The sequence below is a fragment of the Candidatus Pyrohabitans sp. genome (assembly GCF_054014795.1).
Genome location: NZ_JBPMGE010000103.1, coordinates 1 through 15,022, shown reverse-complemented (window position 1 = coordinate 15,022; position 15,022 = coordinate 1). Strand labels below are relative to the sequence as shown.

The following is a 15,022-nucleotide window of genomic DNA, read 5'->3' as shown; positions in this document are numbered from 1 at the left end:
CCAAGCGAAATTCCTGCACTCGTGGAGTGCATTCGCCGTGGTTACGACCTGTGCATTGGAAGCAGATTCCTCTCAGGCAATGAGGGCATGCCCTTCCAGCGCAGGCTTTCCAACAGGCTGACCTCGTGGATAATAAGCATACTCGCGGGGCAGAGGATAAGCGACCCCCAGAGCGGCTTCCGCGCCATTCGCGGCGATAAGCTCAGGCAGCTTGAACTCAGAGTGGAGCGCTATGCCATAGAGCATGTGATGATTCTCGAAGCTGCGCGCAAGGGCTTTAAGATTGGAGAGGTGCCCATATCGACGATATATGGCGAGGAGAAGTCACACATCCACCCGGTAAAGGATACGCTTCGCGTGGTATACTATATCCTGCGCTTTCTGGTGAGGGGTTAGCATGATAGTCTACTCAGATGCGTATCTTCGCCATGATCTGGCTTCGCACCCCGAGAATGCTGCAAGGCTCAGGGCAATAATGGGCTACCTGAGAGAAAAGCTCGAAAGGCTCGACATAACAGAGCCACGCAGGGCAGAGCAGAGGGAGGTGTGCGCAGTCCACAGCGAGGGACACTACGAGTACATACGCACCCTCAGCGAAGCAGGAGGGGGAAGAATAGGCATGGACACCTACGTAACCCCCGACAGCTTCGAGGTGGCGCTCCTCGCCGCGGGGGGTGCAATTACAGCCGCTGAGCTTGCAATGCAAAGAAGCTATGCCTTTGCCCTTGTCAGACCTCCGGGGCATCACGCAACGCAGGAGGAAGCCATGGGCTTCTGCCTGTTCAACAACATCGCAATAGCAGCGCGCTACGCCCTAGAGAGGGGTATGGTCAAGAGGGTGTTGGTTCTCGACATCGATGTGCACCACGGCAACGGCACGCAGGACATATTCTACTCCTCGCCGGAGGTGCTCTTTATCTCCCTCCACCAGCACCCCCTCTATCCCGGCACAGGCTATGTGAAAGAGCTCGGCGAGGGCGAGGGCAGAGGCTACACGGTTAACATTCCACTGCCGCCCGGGGCAGATGATGGAAGCTACCTTCTTGCTATGGATGAGATTGCCCTGCCAATAGCCGAGCAGTTCTCGCCCCAGCTTGTGCTGGTATCTGCGGGCTACGACACCGCCCGCGAAGACCCTCTGGGGGGCATGCTCCTGAGCAAGAGGAGCTACTATGAGATTGGAAGAAGGATAAGGGTACTCACCAGGCGAGCGGCCCTTACCCTGGAGGGTGGTTACAGCCAGAACGCCCTTGCGCAGGGGGTGTATGCAACCCTTGCAGGCCTCTTCGACCTGGAGGGGGAGGAGAAGCGCATAGATATGCAGGTGAATCCGCAGATAAAAAACAGGCTCGAGGAGTACAGGAGGGTGCTCAGAGAGTACTGGGAAGTTTAATCTTCAGCACTTTTGGGAAGCCTCACCACAAAAACCGCGCCCTTAGGCGAGTTGTCCTCCACCCACACCTCGCCGCCATGCATCTCCACTATCCTCTTTACTATCGCCAGGCCCAGGCCGGAGCCCTTGACCCCGCGCTTCTCCTTGCGCTTGAAGCGCTCAAATATAACCTCCTTGAACTCATCCGGCACTCCCTCGCCAAAGTCCTTCACCCTCACCACACAGCTATCCCCCTCATCCTCCACCTCAATTATCACCCTGCCCCCTTCCCGTGCATACTTTATGGCGTTGCCCAAGAGGTTGGCAAAAACATCATAGAGCAGCACACTTGCCCTCAACGGCAGACTTCCCCTGCTTCTGTACTCCACCTTCATTCCCGCTTCCTCAAACACGGGTTTGAAATCCTCTATAACCTCCCTGAGTATTTTGTCCAGGTCAACCTCCTTAAAATCAGGGGTTACGTTCTCCAGCTTGGCAAACTTCGTGGCATCATCTATTATCTCCAGAAGCTTTCTCGCGGCGCGCTTCATGGCCAGGAGGTCATTCTTCTCGCTCCGCCTCGCATCCTCCAGGAGAAGGTCTATATAGTTGTCTATAACGCCCGCAGGGTTGAGCAGGTCATGACGCAGGATGTCCAGGAATAGCTTCTTAATACGACCTGCCTCCTCCACCTGGGCCCTGAGCCTGCGCTCCTGGATGAACTCGTGCCCCACGAACATCATCACGGGTATGGAGAGGATTATAAGAGTATGAGCCACGGGGTCCTCCATGAAGTCCTCATAAAAACCCTTCTTTCGTATGATAATCTCGGTCATCCAGTAGAAGATATTCAGCAAGACCCCTATGCTCATCAGGAAAATTCCAAAGGCGTATTCTCTGGAAGGAATTTTTGTTCTGTGTCTTTCCATCGCTTATAGTACAACTTCTGTGCTTAAAATATTTACCAAAAGCTAAGGGAAACACAGAGGATAAAAAACTGGATATTGGAGTGATGTATCCCGGCGGCCGGATTTGAACCAGCAACCTAGGGATCTACAGTCCCCCGCTCTACCAGGTTGAGCTACGCCGGGTGAGGGAATATAGAAGATTAACATGAGGGAAAAAAACTGCTAGGGCAAATATGTAAAAATGTGTGCAACCATGCACATAAGCAATCTTACGAATTAATTTATTTGCTTAATGCCAAGAAGAAAAATTTTTATACACGGCTTTGCATAATTATACACATCTCTTTTAGGGTAGAGAGGAGGCGAGTAGATGGTAAATGTGGTTTGGATGCAGGGGGCTACAGATAATGGCTGCCTTGTGTCTTTTTTGAATGCACAGCAGCCAGATGTATACCAGGCGATTGAGAAACTGGGGGTTACAATAAGCTACCAGAATACAATAAACCCCACGAGCGGTAAGGATGTTATTGCCACGCTGGAGAAGTACATCGCAGGCGAGGAGCAGCTGGATGTGCTGATAGTGGAGGGCGCCATTCCTCGTGGGCCAAACGGCACAGGTATGGCGTGCTTTATCGGCCCCAAGAGTTTTGCTCAGTGGATAAATGAGCTCGCGCCCAAGGCGCAGTATGTGCTTGCAATTGGAACATGTGCTGCCTTCGGCAACATACCTGCGGCAGAGCCAAATCCAACAGATGCAACAGGTGTGCAGTGGCACAAGCGCGAGTTCGGAGGCTTCCTGGGCAAGGACTTCAGGTCAAAGGCAGGCTTACCTGTGATAAATATCTCCGGCTGTCCGGCACACCCCGACTGGGTTGTCCAGACGCTGGTGGCGGTGCTCATCGGCAAGAAGGTGGAGCTAGATGCATACAACCGCCCGCGGGACTTCTTTGGAGAGGACATAACTGTGCACGACGGCTGCCCGCGCAACGAATACTACGCCTTCAAGGTTTCAGCTGAGAAGTTTGGAGATAAGGGCTGTCTTTACATGAACTTCGGGTGCGCAGGGCCGCATACAAACAGCGACTGCAACCGCAGGCTGTGGAACAGGCAGAGCAGCTTGACGAGGTGTGGCATCCCATGCCATGGGTGCACCAACCCGGACTTCCCGGAGGCGAGCATGCCCTTCTTCCAGCGCCGCAGGCTGGTGGTCGAGGGCTTGAAGGTTGTGCCCTACGTGATCGGCTCAGGGTTCATGAAGCTTGCCAAGCCCCCGAGGCTGAAGAACGAGTGAGGTGAGAGCAATGGTTGAGCTTGACCTGAGTCCAATAACCCGAATTGAGGGGCATCTGGATTTTAAGATAAATGTGGAGAAGGGCAAGGTAACCGACGCCAAGGCGATAGGCGCGCTCTTCAGGGGTTTTGAGTTAATCCTCAAGGGCAGAGACCCCCTCGATGCGCTGGTTATAACCCCGCGAATATGCGGCGTCTGCCCAACCTCGCACAATGATGCCTCCGCAAGAGCACTGGACGACGCGCTGAATGCAAGCATACCGGAGAACGGCTACCTGATGCGCAGCATTTTGCTCGGCGTGGAGAATCTGATGAGCCATGCGGCGCACACCTATGTGCTCTTCGGTCCGGACCTGACAAATAAGAAGTATGAGGGGCATGAGACATATCCCGAGCTTGTGAAGCGCTTTGCACCGCTCACAGGCACCTCTTACAAGGGTGCTGTTTTCGCCAGGATAAAGCTTGATGAAATCTTCGCCATCTTCGGGGGCAAGCATCCCCACACCACATTTATTCCAGGAGGCTCTCCTGCACGCCCGCAGGTCAGCGACATAACCAAGGCGCTGAGCATATACATGCAGGTGCAGGACTTTGTGGAGAACACCACTCTTGGATGCTCCGTAGAGCGCTGGCTGGAGAATAAGAGCATAAAGGACGTCCTGGCCTGGCTTGAGGAAGACGAAAAGCATGCGAACAGCGACCTGGGACTCTTAATACGCTATGGCCCTGAGCTCGGTTTTGACAAGCTGGGTCCCGGCCCAGGAAACTTCCTTTCCTATGGCGTCTATGCGCAGGCTGACGGCAAAAACTGGCTTCCGGGAGGCTTCTACGACGGTGAGCACCACAGCTTAGACCAGGGCAAGGTCGAGGAGCACATCAAGTACTCCTGGTATACCGGCTATGAGGGCGGAAGGCATCCCAGTGAGGGTGTGACAGAACCCCACTATGAAGAGGGGGAGAAGTACACCTGGGCAAAGTGTCCGCGCTATGACGGCAAACCTGCGGAGGTCGGCCCCCTTGCCAGGATGATAATAGACAAGGACCCCCTCGTGCTCGAGCTTGCCAAGGAGTATGGGCCCTGTGTATATACCCGCGTGCTCGCCAGGCTTCATGAAGCCGTGCGACTGGCGGCGAAGATAAAGGAGTGGCTGCTTGAGCTGGACCCCGCGAAGCCCTTCTTCGGCAGCTATGAACGCCCGACCAGCGCCGAGGGAATAGGCCTGACTGAAGCTGCGCGCGGTGCCCTGGGCCACTGGATTAGAATCAGAGGCGGCAAGATAGACAACTACCAGGTGATAACACCCACGGCATGGAATGTCTCGCCGAAGGACAGCAACGATGTGCATGGGCCGATAGAGCAGGCGGTGATAGGCACGCCTGTGGCAGACGAAAACAACCCCATAGAGGTGCAGCACGTAATAAGAAGCTACGACCCGTGCATCGCGTGCACTGTGCACATAATTACGCCGCGCAGGAGCTACAAACTCAAGGTGGTTTAATCCCACCTTTTCCTCTTTTTGAGGTGCCCCCTCGTGCTCATCGTCGGTCTGGGAAATACAATAATGGGCGACGATGGTGTGGGCGTTGCGGCGATACGCGAGCTTGAGAAATTTGAGATTAAAGGTGCGGAGCTTCTTGAAGGCGGAACCTCCGGGTTGAGTCTGCTCCCCTATCTAAGGGGCAGGAGGCGGGTGATTATAGTCGACGCTGTCCGTGGAGGCGGCGGCGAGCCGGGCACAGTGTACCGTCTGAGTGAGAAGGAGCTTCAAAAACCTGAGTTCAGGTTCTTCTCGCTGCACGACATTGCCCTGGAGCATGTGCTTGAGCTTGGCAGGGAGCTTTTCAGAGAGGAGTTTCCTGAGGACATAGTTATTTATGGGGTGGAGGTAAAGGAAATTAAGATGAGCGAGGAGCTCAGTGAGCCTGTAAAGAAAGCTCTGCCGAGGCTTGTGGAGCTTTTGCAGGAGGAGATGGAAGAGCATGTGCCTAGCGGTGCCCGGAGTGATTAAGGAGATAAGGGGAAACATAGCAGTCGTGGACTATGGTGGCGTGGCCAAGGAGGTCGACATCTCCCTCCTGGAGAGCGTTGAGGTGGGCGACTATGTCATAGTGCATGTGGGTTACGCGATAACAAAACTCAGCGAAGCTGAGGCAAGGCAGAGCATAGCCACATGGAAGGAGGCGCTGGAGAGGCTTGCTGGTTTTTAAGGACTTCAGGAGCAGAGAGCTCGCAGGTCGTGCTCTGGAGGTGATCGAGAAGCTCTCGAAGGGCGAGAGCTACACCTTTATGCACGTGTGCGGCACCCACGAGCAGACCATAACCAGGCACGGGCTGCGAAGCCTCCTCCCGGAGAACATAAAACTCATCGCAGGGCCGGGATGCCCTGTATGCGTTACCCCGGCGAGCGAAGTGGATGCGGTGGTTGCACTCGCTGAGGAGGGAAAGAGTGTGCTCACCTACGGCGATGCCCTGCGGGTGCCCGGGAGCGAGATTTCGCTGGCGCAGGCAAAGGCGAAAGGCTGCGATGTGCGCGTGGTTTACAGCATCCGCGAGGCTATCAAGCTGGCACGTGCAGAGCCGGAGAAGGAGATGGTCTTCTTTTCCATAGGTCTGGACACCACCGCACCGAGCGTCGCCGCCGAGGTGGCGCGTGGTCTGCCCTCCAACCTCAGCATACTCAATGCACTGCGTTTAACTGTGCCCGTTATGGAACTTCTTCTCGGTCTGGGAGACCTTCGCTTTGAGGGCTACATTGCGCCGGGTCATGTTTCTGCGATAATAGGCGCCAGAGCCTACGAGGTTATCCCGGAGGCCTATGGAATGCCCGTTGTAATCTCCGGGTTTGAGCCCATCGATGTGCTGCTCAGCGTGGGCATGCTTATAAAGCAGGTTAAGAGCGACGAAGCCAGAGTTGAAAACGAGTACTCACGTGCTGTGAGCTACGAGGGCAACACCCGCGCTCAGGAGCTGGTTGACAGGGTCTTTGAGGTTACAACAACACAGTGGCGGGGCATCGGCAGGGTTCCCTTCTCAGGGCTGAAGCTGCGCGAAGAGTACGCTGAGTGGGACGCAAGGGAGAGGTACTCCCTAAAGGAGAGCAGAGGCGTGGATATACGCCCCGGTTGCAGCTGCCACCTTGTGATTATAGGCAAGCTCCCTCCGCAGGAGTGCAGAATGTTTCGCAGAGGGTGCACTCCGGCTAAACCCTATGGACCTTGCATGGTTTCGCAGGAAGGCACATGCAACGTGGCCTACAGGTACTCAAAGGTGTAGCGAATGCATGAGCTGAGCATAGCCCAGAGCATAGTGAGCGCTGTGCTTTCCAACCTCAAAGGCAAAGGAAAGGTGCTGAAGGTGCAGATTGCAATAGGTGAGCTTACGCACATAAATGAAAAGCAGCTTGCTTTCGCCTTTGAAATAGCCTCCCGGGGCACGCCTGTAGAGGGTGCAGAACTGGAGATGCGCTTAATCGAGGCAGAGCTGAGATGCGTGGGCTGCGGATGGCAGGGAAAAAGCTTCACCTGCAAAGAGTGCGGCTCTGCGATGGAGGTTATGGCGGGAGAGGAGCTTTTTCTGGAAAGAATCAGAGTGGAGGCTGACGAGGAATGCACCGTGTGAGTGAGATTGAAGTGCAGGAGGACCTGCTCGCCGCAAATCGCGAGCTTGCGCAGCGGAATCGCAAACTTCTGGACGCTGCAGGTGTTGTCGCAGTGGAGGTGAGCGGCGCCATAGGCTCCGGAAAGACGAGCTTAATAGAGCTTGCGGCACTGAATTTAAAGGAGTACCGCATCGCCGCCATCGCAGGAGATGTGGTGGCGAGTCTGGATGCAGGGAGATTTGAGAAGCTTGGGGTCCCGGCAATTCCCCTGAACACCGGCAGGGAGTGCCACCTTGATGCCCACCTGGTGAGCCATGCCCTGGAAAAGCTGCCTCTGGAAGAGCTGGACATAATATTCATAGAAAATGTGGGCAACTTAATATGCCCTGCGGATTTTGACCTGGGTGCGCATTCCCGCGTTATTGTTGTGAGCGTAACAGAGGGCGACGACACCATAGCCAAGCATCCGGCGATCTTCCGCCGGGCTCAGCTTGCAGTTATCAACAAGGTGGACATCGCTCCCTATGTGGACGCTGATCCAGAGCGAATGGCAGAAGATGCCAGGAGGATAAACCCTTCCCTCGAGGTGATACAGGTCTCTGCCAGAAAGGGCTACAACATCGACAGATGGTTAAGTTTCATCGTTGGTCTCCTGGAGCAAAGGAGTTTTTGAAGTTTACTTCTTCTGATTGCAGAAAAATAAAATATAAGTATCCAGCCTTCCTTACTGGATACCGGGGGATTGGTGTGGTAAAAATCCTGTGTGTGGACGACGACCCAGAATTTCTGAGAATTCTCGGAAAGATTCTTGAGGAAAAGGGCTATGAGGTTTATCTTGCGGAGAGCGGAAAGGATGCCCTGGAGCTTCTGAAGGGGACATCGCCCGACCTGATACTCCTGGATGTGATGATGCCCGAACTGGATGGGTGGGAAACCCTGAATGAAATAAGGAGTGCCGGCAACAAGGCTCCGGTGGTAATGCTCACCATAATGTATGCTATAGAGGATCGGGAGACAAGCTTTGAGCACGGCGCAGATGCCCATGTGCCAAAGCCCATCAAGAGGATGCAGCTTTTTAAAACCATTGAGTGGGTGCTGAGAAATTCAAAGCGGAGGCATTCTGTTGCCAACTACTGAGGGCTGTGCGGTCATGATTTCAGGGGCACTGGGCACCGGCAAGAGTGACCTCACGGCCAGGCTTGTGGAATGCCTCGTTTCAGAAAAGAAGGAGGAGGTAGTTTATATAACCACGGAACTCACACCCACAGAGATAGAGGGCTCACTGCTCTCTTCAGGGGTTGAAAAAGCCGCCCTCTCAAGAATAAGGTACCTCGACGGCACCCAGTGGTCCATTGAAGATTACAGAAAGATTTCCAATATAAACGGCAGTGTGTTTCACCTGGACAGGAAGAATATCCAACATATTTTCAGTGTCATCCCAAAAGATAATAAGATAAACTTAATCATAAATTCTCTTTCAACATTTTTATTCAGGAATAGTGTAAAAAAAGAGATTAACTACTTCTCTGAGAAAATCTCACACCTGAAATCGCAGGGCAGTTTTCTGCTCTTTACTGTACACGACTACCTGCACCCACCCCATGTGTATGCCCTTCTGGATTGCACAACAGATGTGATTATTAGGACTGGACAGAAAAAAATCCAGAATGAGGGTACCACCCTGCAGAAAATTCTCAGATGCCTCCCCTCAAGAGACAGAGGACATAAAATTTCCAGGGTAAAGATTTTCGGCGAGTATTTCCAAATTTTCCTAATTTTTGAGAAAATTGATTCTAAAAAATTTCTTTATACTTTTGCATGGAGTAATATAGCAGGCAGAGCCTCCCCTGCGTTTCTACCTCTTTTTTAGAATCTGTATCTTTAATGTATAAAAAAAGAGGGTGGAGACCTAGAGTCTCCTTCTTGCTGCAGCGCCGAGAAGAGGCAGCAGTGCAAGCAGTGCCAGTGATGTGGGACCGCAGGCACCCTTTTCGGGTGGTGCAGTTTCCTTAGGTGCTGGCGGTGCCGTCGTTGCAGGTGCCGGTGTTTCCTTCACCTTGCCGTACTCGTGTATCTCCTTCTCTGCATAGCTCGCTGCCCATGTCTTATCCTTATCCTCATGGCACTGGAGGCACACGTAATCCACTGTCAGGTAGCCTGAGGCGTACTCCTTGCCGTCCTCTGCCTTGGTGATAAGCTCCGCGTTGGGGTCAGTGTTTATCCTGAAGAGATGGACCCTGACATCGCCAACGTACTTGCTCTTGGCTATCGCAGACTTCGCCGCCTTGGGCATGTGGCAGTCTATGCAGCGCACTCCCGCTTCCTGCATCTCGCTGCCCTTGAACTCCTCTGCAACATTTGCATGGCAGTCCTCACACTGCTTTACTATTCCATAGCCCTCAACGTCGTTGGTCGCGCCTACACGAGCTGGCTTGTGGGGGTCGTGGCAGGTTGTGCACTTCAGGTTTGCCATCCCTCCGGAGTTCTTGAGCTCCTGGTACTGTTCATGGTGACGTATGAAGCCCTTTTTCGCCGGAGGTTTGTCACTGGTACCGCGAACATGGCAGAGGCCGCAGAGTTCGGCGCTATCATCCTTAACAATAGCAACCCCCTTGCCCCCTCCTCTGGCAATGTGTTCACTCCCCGGGCCATGGCATGCCTCGCACTGGATACCCCGGAACTCCCAATTGCCCTCCATGCCGGGCAGATTCATGTGATTCTCGTCGTAGGTCGAGCCCGTGTTGTGGCACTTTGTGCAGGAGTACTTCTTGTCCTCGCCACTGTGGTAGGCACTCCATGTCCCGGTCTCCCAGTTGTACTGGTTCTTTTCCAGAGGCTTTCCGTCCTTTGTTTTCGTGATTACAAAGCCGTCCTTGCCAATAAAGCGGGACTTCCAGCCCCAGCCGCCGATGACATAGAGGATATCATCCCAGGTGTAGCCCTCTGGCAGTGGCATCTCGGGTCTCAGTGCCTTGGCCTCTTCAGGCGTCAGCAGCTTGTATGGGTGCCCTGACTTCTTCCAGTCCTCATACTTATCTGGATGACATGTTTTACACTTTTCAGCTCCCACATAGGTTGCCGCAGGGTCACCCTTCGCCACTGGCGTCTTCTGGTCGCCAATAACATATTCTTTCGCCGCCGCTGGTGCCGCTAAAATTAGAAACACTGCTAACACAACTATATGCAATCTCCCCATACAAACACCTCCTAGGTTATAAACCTTCTTTCACTATATTTCTAATTTTATTTAAGCTTTTCCTTTCGAGAGCCTGAAATTCGGCCCTTGGCAGGTGCATATGCCCCCCTGGCTACTGAAAAATTTTTATATTATACTTTAAAACAATCAAAACTGAAAAACATTTTTATGCCAAGAAGGATATCGAATAATCCATGAAAAGACTCCTCTGGTGGCTTCTAGCCGGCACTCGTGGGGGTGAAACCCGGGCCCTGATTTTAAAACTGCTAAAAAGCAGACCCTACAATGCCAACCAGCTGACGCACGAGCTTGGACTGGACTACAAGACGATTCGCCATCACCTGCGGGTTCTCCAGAAAAACAGGATCGTGGTGACGAGAGGCGGCAGGTACGGCAGACTATACTTTCTCTCCCCCGAGATGGAAGAAAACCTCGACATCTTTGAGGAGATCTGGAAAAAACTGGGGAAAAATAAAAATAAGTGAGAGGGATGAGACATGGGTATGTTACATGAGATATACGTGGTATCGAATTTAATAAATATAACACTTCTCATCGTGCTAATTTACCTCTTCCTCCAGGATTACAGAAAGGTACGCTCTGATTTCACACTGGGGCTGGTGATATTTGCTGTGGTCCTGCTGATAAACGCCCTGCTCTCCTGTCCCAACCTCCAGTACCTCATATCAGGCTACCAGCCATGTATATACGAGCCATATCAGGCCGCCGCATCTGTGTTTGAAAGTCTTGCATTGATTGTACTGCTTTACATAAGCACACGATAGTTTTTGAAAGAATTGATAAGGTTAAAATACACGAGAGGGTTGACAAATATGGTGAAAAAAGGAAGAGTTAAGAAAGCTACTAAAAGTCAGAATAAGTTGCCTCTTGTGCTTCTTTCCATTGTGGTTATTGCAGGAGCAGGGATATATTTCATGTCGGGAGGTGATGATTCTCTGCCGGAGAAGGTTGCCCTCCCCGACTACGCATACAAGAACGAGAGGGTGCTTACAGCCTATAAGATAGCCGCCGCATATCCTGAGATTGGCAGGGCGGTGCCCTGCTACTGCGGCTGCAAGGATGTGCGAAGCGAGCAGTTTCCCACTGGGCACAGAAGCCTCTACAACTGTTTCCTCAGCGATGACGGGCGATTCACATCCCACGGCGCCAACTGCTTTATATGCGTTGATGAGATGCTTGAGAGCTACGAGATGTACAGGCAGGGGCACTCTCTGAAGGAGATTCGTGCCGCGATAGATGGGAAATATGCGGGCAAGTATGCGGACCCGACACCTACCCCTCCGGTATGAGGTGAGATTATGGATCCAAAAAAGATTATAACTGTTGTCGCACTAATCGCCATAGCTGTATTTGCAGTGTTCTCGGCAAAGACAACACCCGTGATCATCGACAAGAACTACACCTATGTGGGCGATTTGGTGTGGCTAAACTCCTACGAAGCCGGGCTGGAGAAGGCGAAACTGGAGAACAAGCCGGTGGTGCTTTACTTCTGGGCGACCTGGTGCAAGTTCTGCAGGAAGCTGCACGATGAGGTCTATCCTGACCCAACGGTTAACTCTCTGCTCACCGAGCGCTTTGTGCTTGTGGCAATAAACATCGATAAAAACAAGGAGATACCTGCGAAGTACGGGGTGCAGTATCCGCCTGCAATTATCTTTGTTGACGCAGATGGCAATGTCATAACAAAGGTTATGGGCTATACACCCAAGGAAAACTTCCTGGTGTACGTGAATAGTGTACTCGAGAAGTACAACTGATGCACAGCCCTTCCACAGAAGGTCGAAGCGGGTGCGGCGCCCTTATATGGTGAGGATGGGGTAATAGGGGTTGCCCGGAACCTATGTTCCGGGTGACAAAGCGGTGCGGCGCCCCTATCTGGCGAAATATATTTAAATATTCTGATACTATGTCTAAGGAGGAGGTAGATAGGAATGGCTGACGACAACGTCGTTTATATCGGCAATAAGCCTGTGATGAACTACGTTTTGGCTGTGACAACGCAGCTGAACAGCGCCAGTGAGGTTACAATCAAGGCAAGGGGCCAGGCAATATCCCGAGCTGTCGATACCGCAGAGATAGTGAGGAACCGCTTCATGCCAGAGGTCAAGGTTAAAGGCATAGAGATAGGCACAGAGACCATAACACGGGAGGATGGAAGCACCATCAACGTGTCCAGCATGGAGATAACCCTCGCCAGTAAATAACCTCCCCTACTTTTTTTATATAAGCTTGCCCATACTTAATTTATGCCCCGTGTGCTCAAGGGTTTTCTGGTTGATGCAGACTATGAGACAGTGGAGGGCAGGGCACTTCTCAGGCTGTATCTGCGCACTGAGCGGGGGGACAGCTTTGTTGTCTGCGATGACTCCTTCTCACCCTACTTCTATGCTCTCCCCGGTGAAGACCCTGAGAAGGTGAGAGAGAGGATACTCGCCTCTGACAGGGAGGGCGTTATACAGAGCATCACCATAGAAGAAAAGAGGTTCTTTGGCACTCCCAGAGTGGCGCTCCGCATCACTGTGCGCCATCCTCAGGAGGTGCCCCGGATACGTGAGCATATCCGCCACATTGAGGGCGTGGATACGATAAATGAGCACGACATACTCTTTGTGAGGCGCTATCTTATAGACCGCGATATTAAGCCTCTCACCTGGCTTTCGATAGAGGTCCAGGAGAGGCAGGGCAGGTTGTTTGTGCGCAGAATTTCCCCCGCGGAGGGCGAGCCCCCTAGGCTAAAGGTGGCGGCGGTGGATATTGAGGTTTACAACCCCCTTGGAGCACCGCGCAGCAAGGTTGATCCAATAATCATGGTCAGCATTGTCACCAGCGATGGCATGGAGAAGGTGCTCACCTGGAAACCCGTAGAAGGTGAAACCTACGTGGAGACTCTGGAGAGCGAGAAGGATATGCTCCAGAGATTTGCACAGCTCATAGGAGAGGGAGATTACGACGTGATCGTGGGGTACAACACCGACAGCTTTGACTTCCCCTACATCAGGGACAGGGTAAAGAAGCTGGGAATCTCGCTCCCCTTGGGCAGGCTCAACGCCAAGCTGGAGGTGAGCAAGAGAGGAGCACTTCCAGAGGCGAGGATTCGTGGCAGGGCACATGTTGATTTATACCCCATAGTGAGGCGCCACGTTAAGCTCAACAGCTATGTGCTGGAGAGCGTGGTGGAGGAGCTTCTTGGTATAAAGAAGGAGAAGCTCGACGCAGATAAGCTATTCGAATGTTGGGATGCGGGTGGGGAGGACCTCGCCAGGCTGACAAGGTATTCACTTGAGGATGCGCGTGTAACCCTGGCACTGGCTGAGAAGTTTCTTCCGCTCTACTATGAGCTGTCCACAATTGTAGGGCAGAGCCTGAACGATGTGGCGCGAATGACGAGCGGGCAGCTCGTGGAGTGGCTGCTTATGCGCTTCGCCACCGGAAAGGGGGAGATTATCCCCAATCATCCCGCCGGCAAGGAGTATGCCGCCCGGGCAAGGATGAGCTACATCGGCGGCTATGTGCGTGAGCCAAAGCGGGGGCTGGTGGAGGATATAGCAGTGTTTGACTTCCGCAGCCTTTATCCCAGCATCATTGTAAGCCACAACATAGACCCCAGTACACTTATAGTGGGCGACTGCGAGGAGAATCGTGCCCCCGGGCTTGAGTACTGCTTTTCACTTGATAAGGAGGGATTTATACCTGCGATTCTGAAGGGGCTGATAAAGCGCAGGGCTGAGATAAAGCAGCAGATGAAGCAGGCAACCGGAGAGCAGCGGCACATGCTGGATGTGAGCCAGCAGGCGCTCAAGATACTCGCCAACAGCTTCTACGGGTACATGGGCTATCCTCGGGCTAGGTGGTACCGTCGGGAGTGCGCAGAGAGTGTGGCCGCCTTTGCCAGGATGTATATAAAGCGCGTTATGCAGATCGCCGAGAAGGATTTCAATCTGGAGGTGGTGTACGGCGATACTGATTCGCTGTTTGTGCTCATCCCCCCGGAGAGGCGCGAGGTGGCACAGGAGTTTCTGAACAAGGTAAACACGAGTATGCCGGGAATGATTGAGCTGGAGTTTGAGGGATTTTACAGGCGCGGGCTGTTTGTTACTAAGAAGAGGTATGCACTTCTCAGTGAAGATGGCAAGATGGTTGTTAAGGGCCTGGAATTTGTACGCCGCGACTGGGCGCCCATAGCAAGGGAGACGCAGCGAGAGGTGCTGCGCATCCTGCTGGAGGAGGCCAATCCCGAGAAGGCGGCAAGGCTGGTTCGCGATGTGATTCAGCGAATACGTGAGCGCAGGGTTACCCTTGATGAGATAACAATATACACCCAGCTCACAAAGCGCATAAAGAGCTACAAGGGTCTGGAGCCCCATGTGGTGGCGGCGAAGAAGCTGAAGGAACGCGGGCGAGAGGTTGCTCCCGGCATGATAATAGGCTATATTATAACCAGAGGCCCAAAGTCGATATCTCACCGCGCCCTCCCTGCAGAATTCGCAAAGCTTGAGGACTACGACCCCGAGTACTACATAGACAACCAGATTCTGCCTGCGATACAGCGAATCTTCGAGGCGATGGGCTATACAAGGGACTACCTGAAGGAGGGGATTACGCAGACGAGTTTGAGGAAGTGGTTCTAGGGCGTAGT

At 53.0% G+C, this 15,022-nt stretch carries 19 protein-coding genes and 1 tRNA gene; 17 read left to right on the top strand and 3 right to left on the bottom strand.

Translation table 11 applies throughout. From position 1 onward, the window contains the following. Together ACXJJW_RS11165 and ACXJJW_RS11160 are read left to right on the top strand one after the other, a co-directional pair. On the top strand, positions 1-396 hold a 396-nt coding region (locus ACXJJW_RS11165; RefSeq protein ID WP_503417202.1), incomplete at its 5' end, for a glycosyltransferase family protein. Between the two features lies 1 nt (position 397). Beyond that, positions 398-1,393 carry a histone deacetylase family protein gene (locus tag ACXJJW_RS11160; RefSeq protein WP_456475828.1) on the top strand — a complete coding sequence of 332 codons (996 nt, stop codon included), beginning with the start codon at positions 398-400 and terminating at the stop codon, positions 1,391-1,393. Here ACXJJW_RS11160 and ACXJJW_RS11155 read toward each other — a convergent pair. Next, on the bottom strand, positions 1,390-2,301 hold the full coding sequence (locus ACXJJW_RS11155; RefSeq protein WP_456475827.1) for a sensor histidine kinase: 912 nt from the start codon (positions 2,299-2,301) through the stop codon (positions 1,390-1,392). The two genes, ACXJJW_RS11160 and ACXJJW_RS11155, sit on opposite strands and share 4 nt — an antisense overlap. An 88-nt stretch (positions 2,302-2,389) precedes the next feature. Next, positions 2,390-2,463: transfer RNA gene (locus ACXJJW_RS11150), tRNA-Tyr, on the bottom strand. A gap of 187 nt (positions 2,464-2,650) precedes the next feature. Between ACXJJW_RS11150 and ACXJJW_RS11145 the strand changes: the two genes are divergently transcribed. From ACXJJW_RS11145 to ACXJJW_RS11105, 9 genes are all read left to right on the top strand, one after another. After that, positions 2,651-3,571: a hydrogenase small subunit gene (locus ACXJJW_RS11145; protein WP_456475826.1), complete on the top strand. Its 921-nt coding sequence runs from the start codon at positions 2,651-2,653 to the stop codon at positions 3,569-3,571. A 10-nt stretch (positions 3,572-3,581) separates the two neighbouring features. After that, positions 3,582-5,069 (top strand): nickel-dependent hydrogenase large subunit, encoded by a 1,488-nt coding sequence (locus ACXJJW_RS11140; RefSeq protein WP_456475825.1) that lies wholly within the window; start codon positions 3,582-3,584, stop codon positions 5,067-5,069. A 33-nt stretch (positions 5,070-5,102) separates the two neighbouring features. Beyond that, the gene (locus ACXJJW_RS11135; protein WP_456475824.1) at positions 5,103-5,579 is read left to right on the top strand and encodes a hydrogenase maturation protease; all 477 of its coding nucleotides are present in this window, start codon (positions 5,103-5,105) and stop codon (positions 5,577-5,579) included. After that, positions 5,551-5,778, top strand: coding sequence for a HypC/HybG/HupF family hydrogenase formation chaperone (locus tag ACXJJW_RS11130; protein WP_456475823.1), 228 nt, complete (start codon positions 5,551-5,553; stop codon positions 5,776-5,778). Before ACXJJW_RS11135 ends, ACXJJW_RS11130 begins: the two co-directional genes overlap by 29 nt. Continuing rightward, complete coding sequence (gene hypD / locus ACXJJW_RS11125; RefSeq protein WP_456475822.1) at positions 5,765-6,844, top strand: hydrogenase formation protein HypD; 1,080 nt, start codon at positions 5,765-5,767, stop codon at positions 6,842-6,844. Before ACXJJW_RS11130 ends, hypD begins: the two co-directional genes overlap by 14 nt. Before the next feature lie 3 nt (positions 6,845-6,847). Next, on the top strand, positions 6,848-7,189 hold the full coding sequence (locus tag ACXJJW_RS11120) for a hydrogenase maturation nickel metallochaperone HypA/HybF (RefSeq protein WP_456475821.1): 342 nt from the start codon (positions 6,848-6,850) through the stop codon (positions 7,187-7,189). Continuing rightward, complete coding sequence (gene hypB / locus ACXJJW_RS11115) at positions 7,177-7,842, top strand: hydrogenase nickel incorporation protein HypB (RefSeq protein WP_456475820.1); 666 nt, start codon at positions 7,177-7,179, stop codon at positions 7,840-7,842. The genes ACXJJW_RS11120 and hypB overlap by 13 nt, the downstream gene beginning before the upstream one ends. Before the next feature lie 74 nt (positions 7,843-7,916). Further along, positions 7,917-8,306: a response regulator transcription factor gene (locus ACXJJW_RS11110; RefSeq protein ID WP_456475819.1), complete on the top strand. Its 390-nt coding sequence runs from the start codon at positions 7,917-7,919 to the stop codon at positions 8,304-8,306. After that, positions 8,293-9,039, top strand: coding sequence for an ATPase domain-containing protein (locus tag ACXJJW_RS11105; RefSeq protein WP_456475818.1), 747 nt, complete (start codon positions 8,293-8,295; stop codon positions 9,037-9,039). Before ACXJJW_RS11110 ends, ACXJJW_RS11105 begins: the two co-directional genes overlap by 14 nt. 39 nt (positions 9,040-9,078) lie before the next feature. Here ACXJJW_RS11105 and ACXJJW_RS11100 read toward each other — a convergent pair whose 3' ends face one another. After that, a complete protein-coding gene (locus tag ACXJJW_RS11100; protein ID WP_456475817.1) occupies positions 9,079-10,365 on the bottom strand; it encodes a multiheme c-type cytochrome in 1,287 nt (428 codons plus the stop codon). Positions 10,366-10,559: 194 nt separating this feature from the next. Here ACXJJW_RS11100 and ACXJJW_RS11095 point away from each other — a divergent pair, with 194 nt between their 5' ends. From ACXJJW_RS11095 to ACXJJW_RS11070, 6 genes are all read left to right on the top strand, one after another. Beyond that, entirely contained in the window at positions 10,560-10,850 is a 291-nt protein-coding gene (locus tag ACXJJW_RS11095) for an ArsR/SmtB family transcription factor (protein ID WP_456475816.1), read from the top strand. Positions 10,851-10,862: 12 nt separating this feature from the next. After that, positions 10,863-11,150, top strand: a complete 288-nt coding sequence (locus tag ACXJJW_RS11090; protein ID WP_456475815.1) for a DUF8036 family membrane protein — start codon at positions 10,863-10,865, stop codon at positions 11,148-11,150. 150 nt (positions 11,151-11,300) lie between these two features. Then, positions 11,301-11,675, top strand: a complete 375-nt coding sequence (locus ACXJJW_RS11085) for a PCYCGC motif-containing (lipo)protein (protein ID WP_456475814.1) — start codon at positions 11,301-11,303, stop codon at positions 11,673-11,675. A gap of 9 nt (positions 11,676-11,684) precedes the next feature. Continuing rightward, the gene (locus tag ACXJJW_RS11080) at positions 11,685-12,143 is read left to right on the top strand and encodes a thioredoxin family protein (protein ID WP_456475813.1); all 459 of its coding nucleotides are present in this window, start codon (positions 11,685-11,687) and stop codon (positions 12,141-12,143) included. Between the two features lie 174 nt (positions 12,144-12,317). Continuing rightward, positions 12,318-12,590 carry a DNA-binding protein Alba gene (albA, locus tag ACXJJW_RS11075; RefSeq protein ID WP_456475812.1) on the top strand — a complete coding sequence of 91 codons (273 nt, stop codon included), beginning with the start codon at positions 12,318-12,320 and terminating at the stop codon, positions 12,588-12,590. Positions 12,591-12,632: 42 nt separating this feature from the next. Then, on the top strand, positions 12,633-15,014 hold the full coding sequence (locus tag ACXJJW_RS11070) for a DNA-directed DNA polymerase (protein WP_456475811.1): 2,382 nt from the start codon (positions 12,633-12,635) through the stop codon (positions 15,012-15,014). Positions 15,015-15,022: the final 8 nt, after the last annotated feature.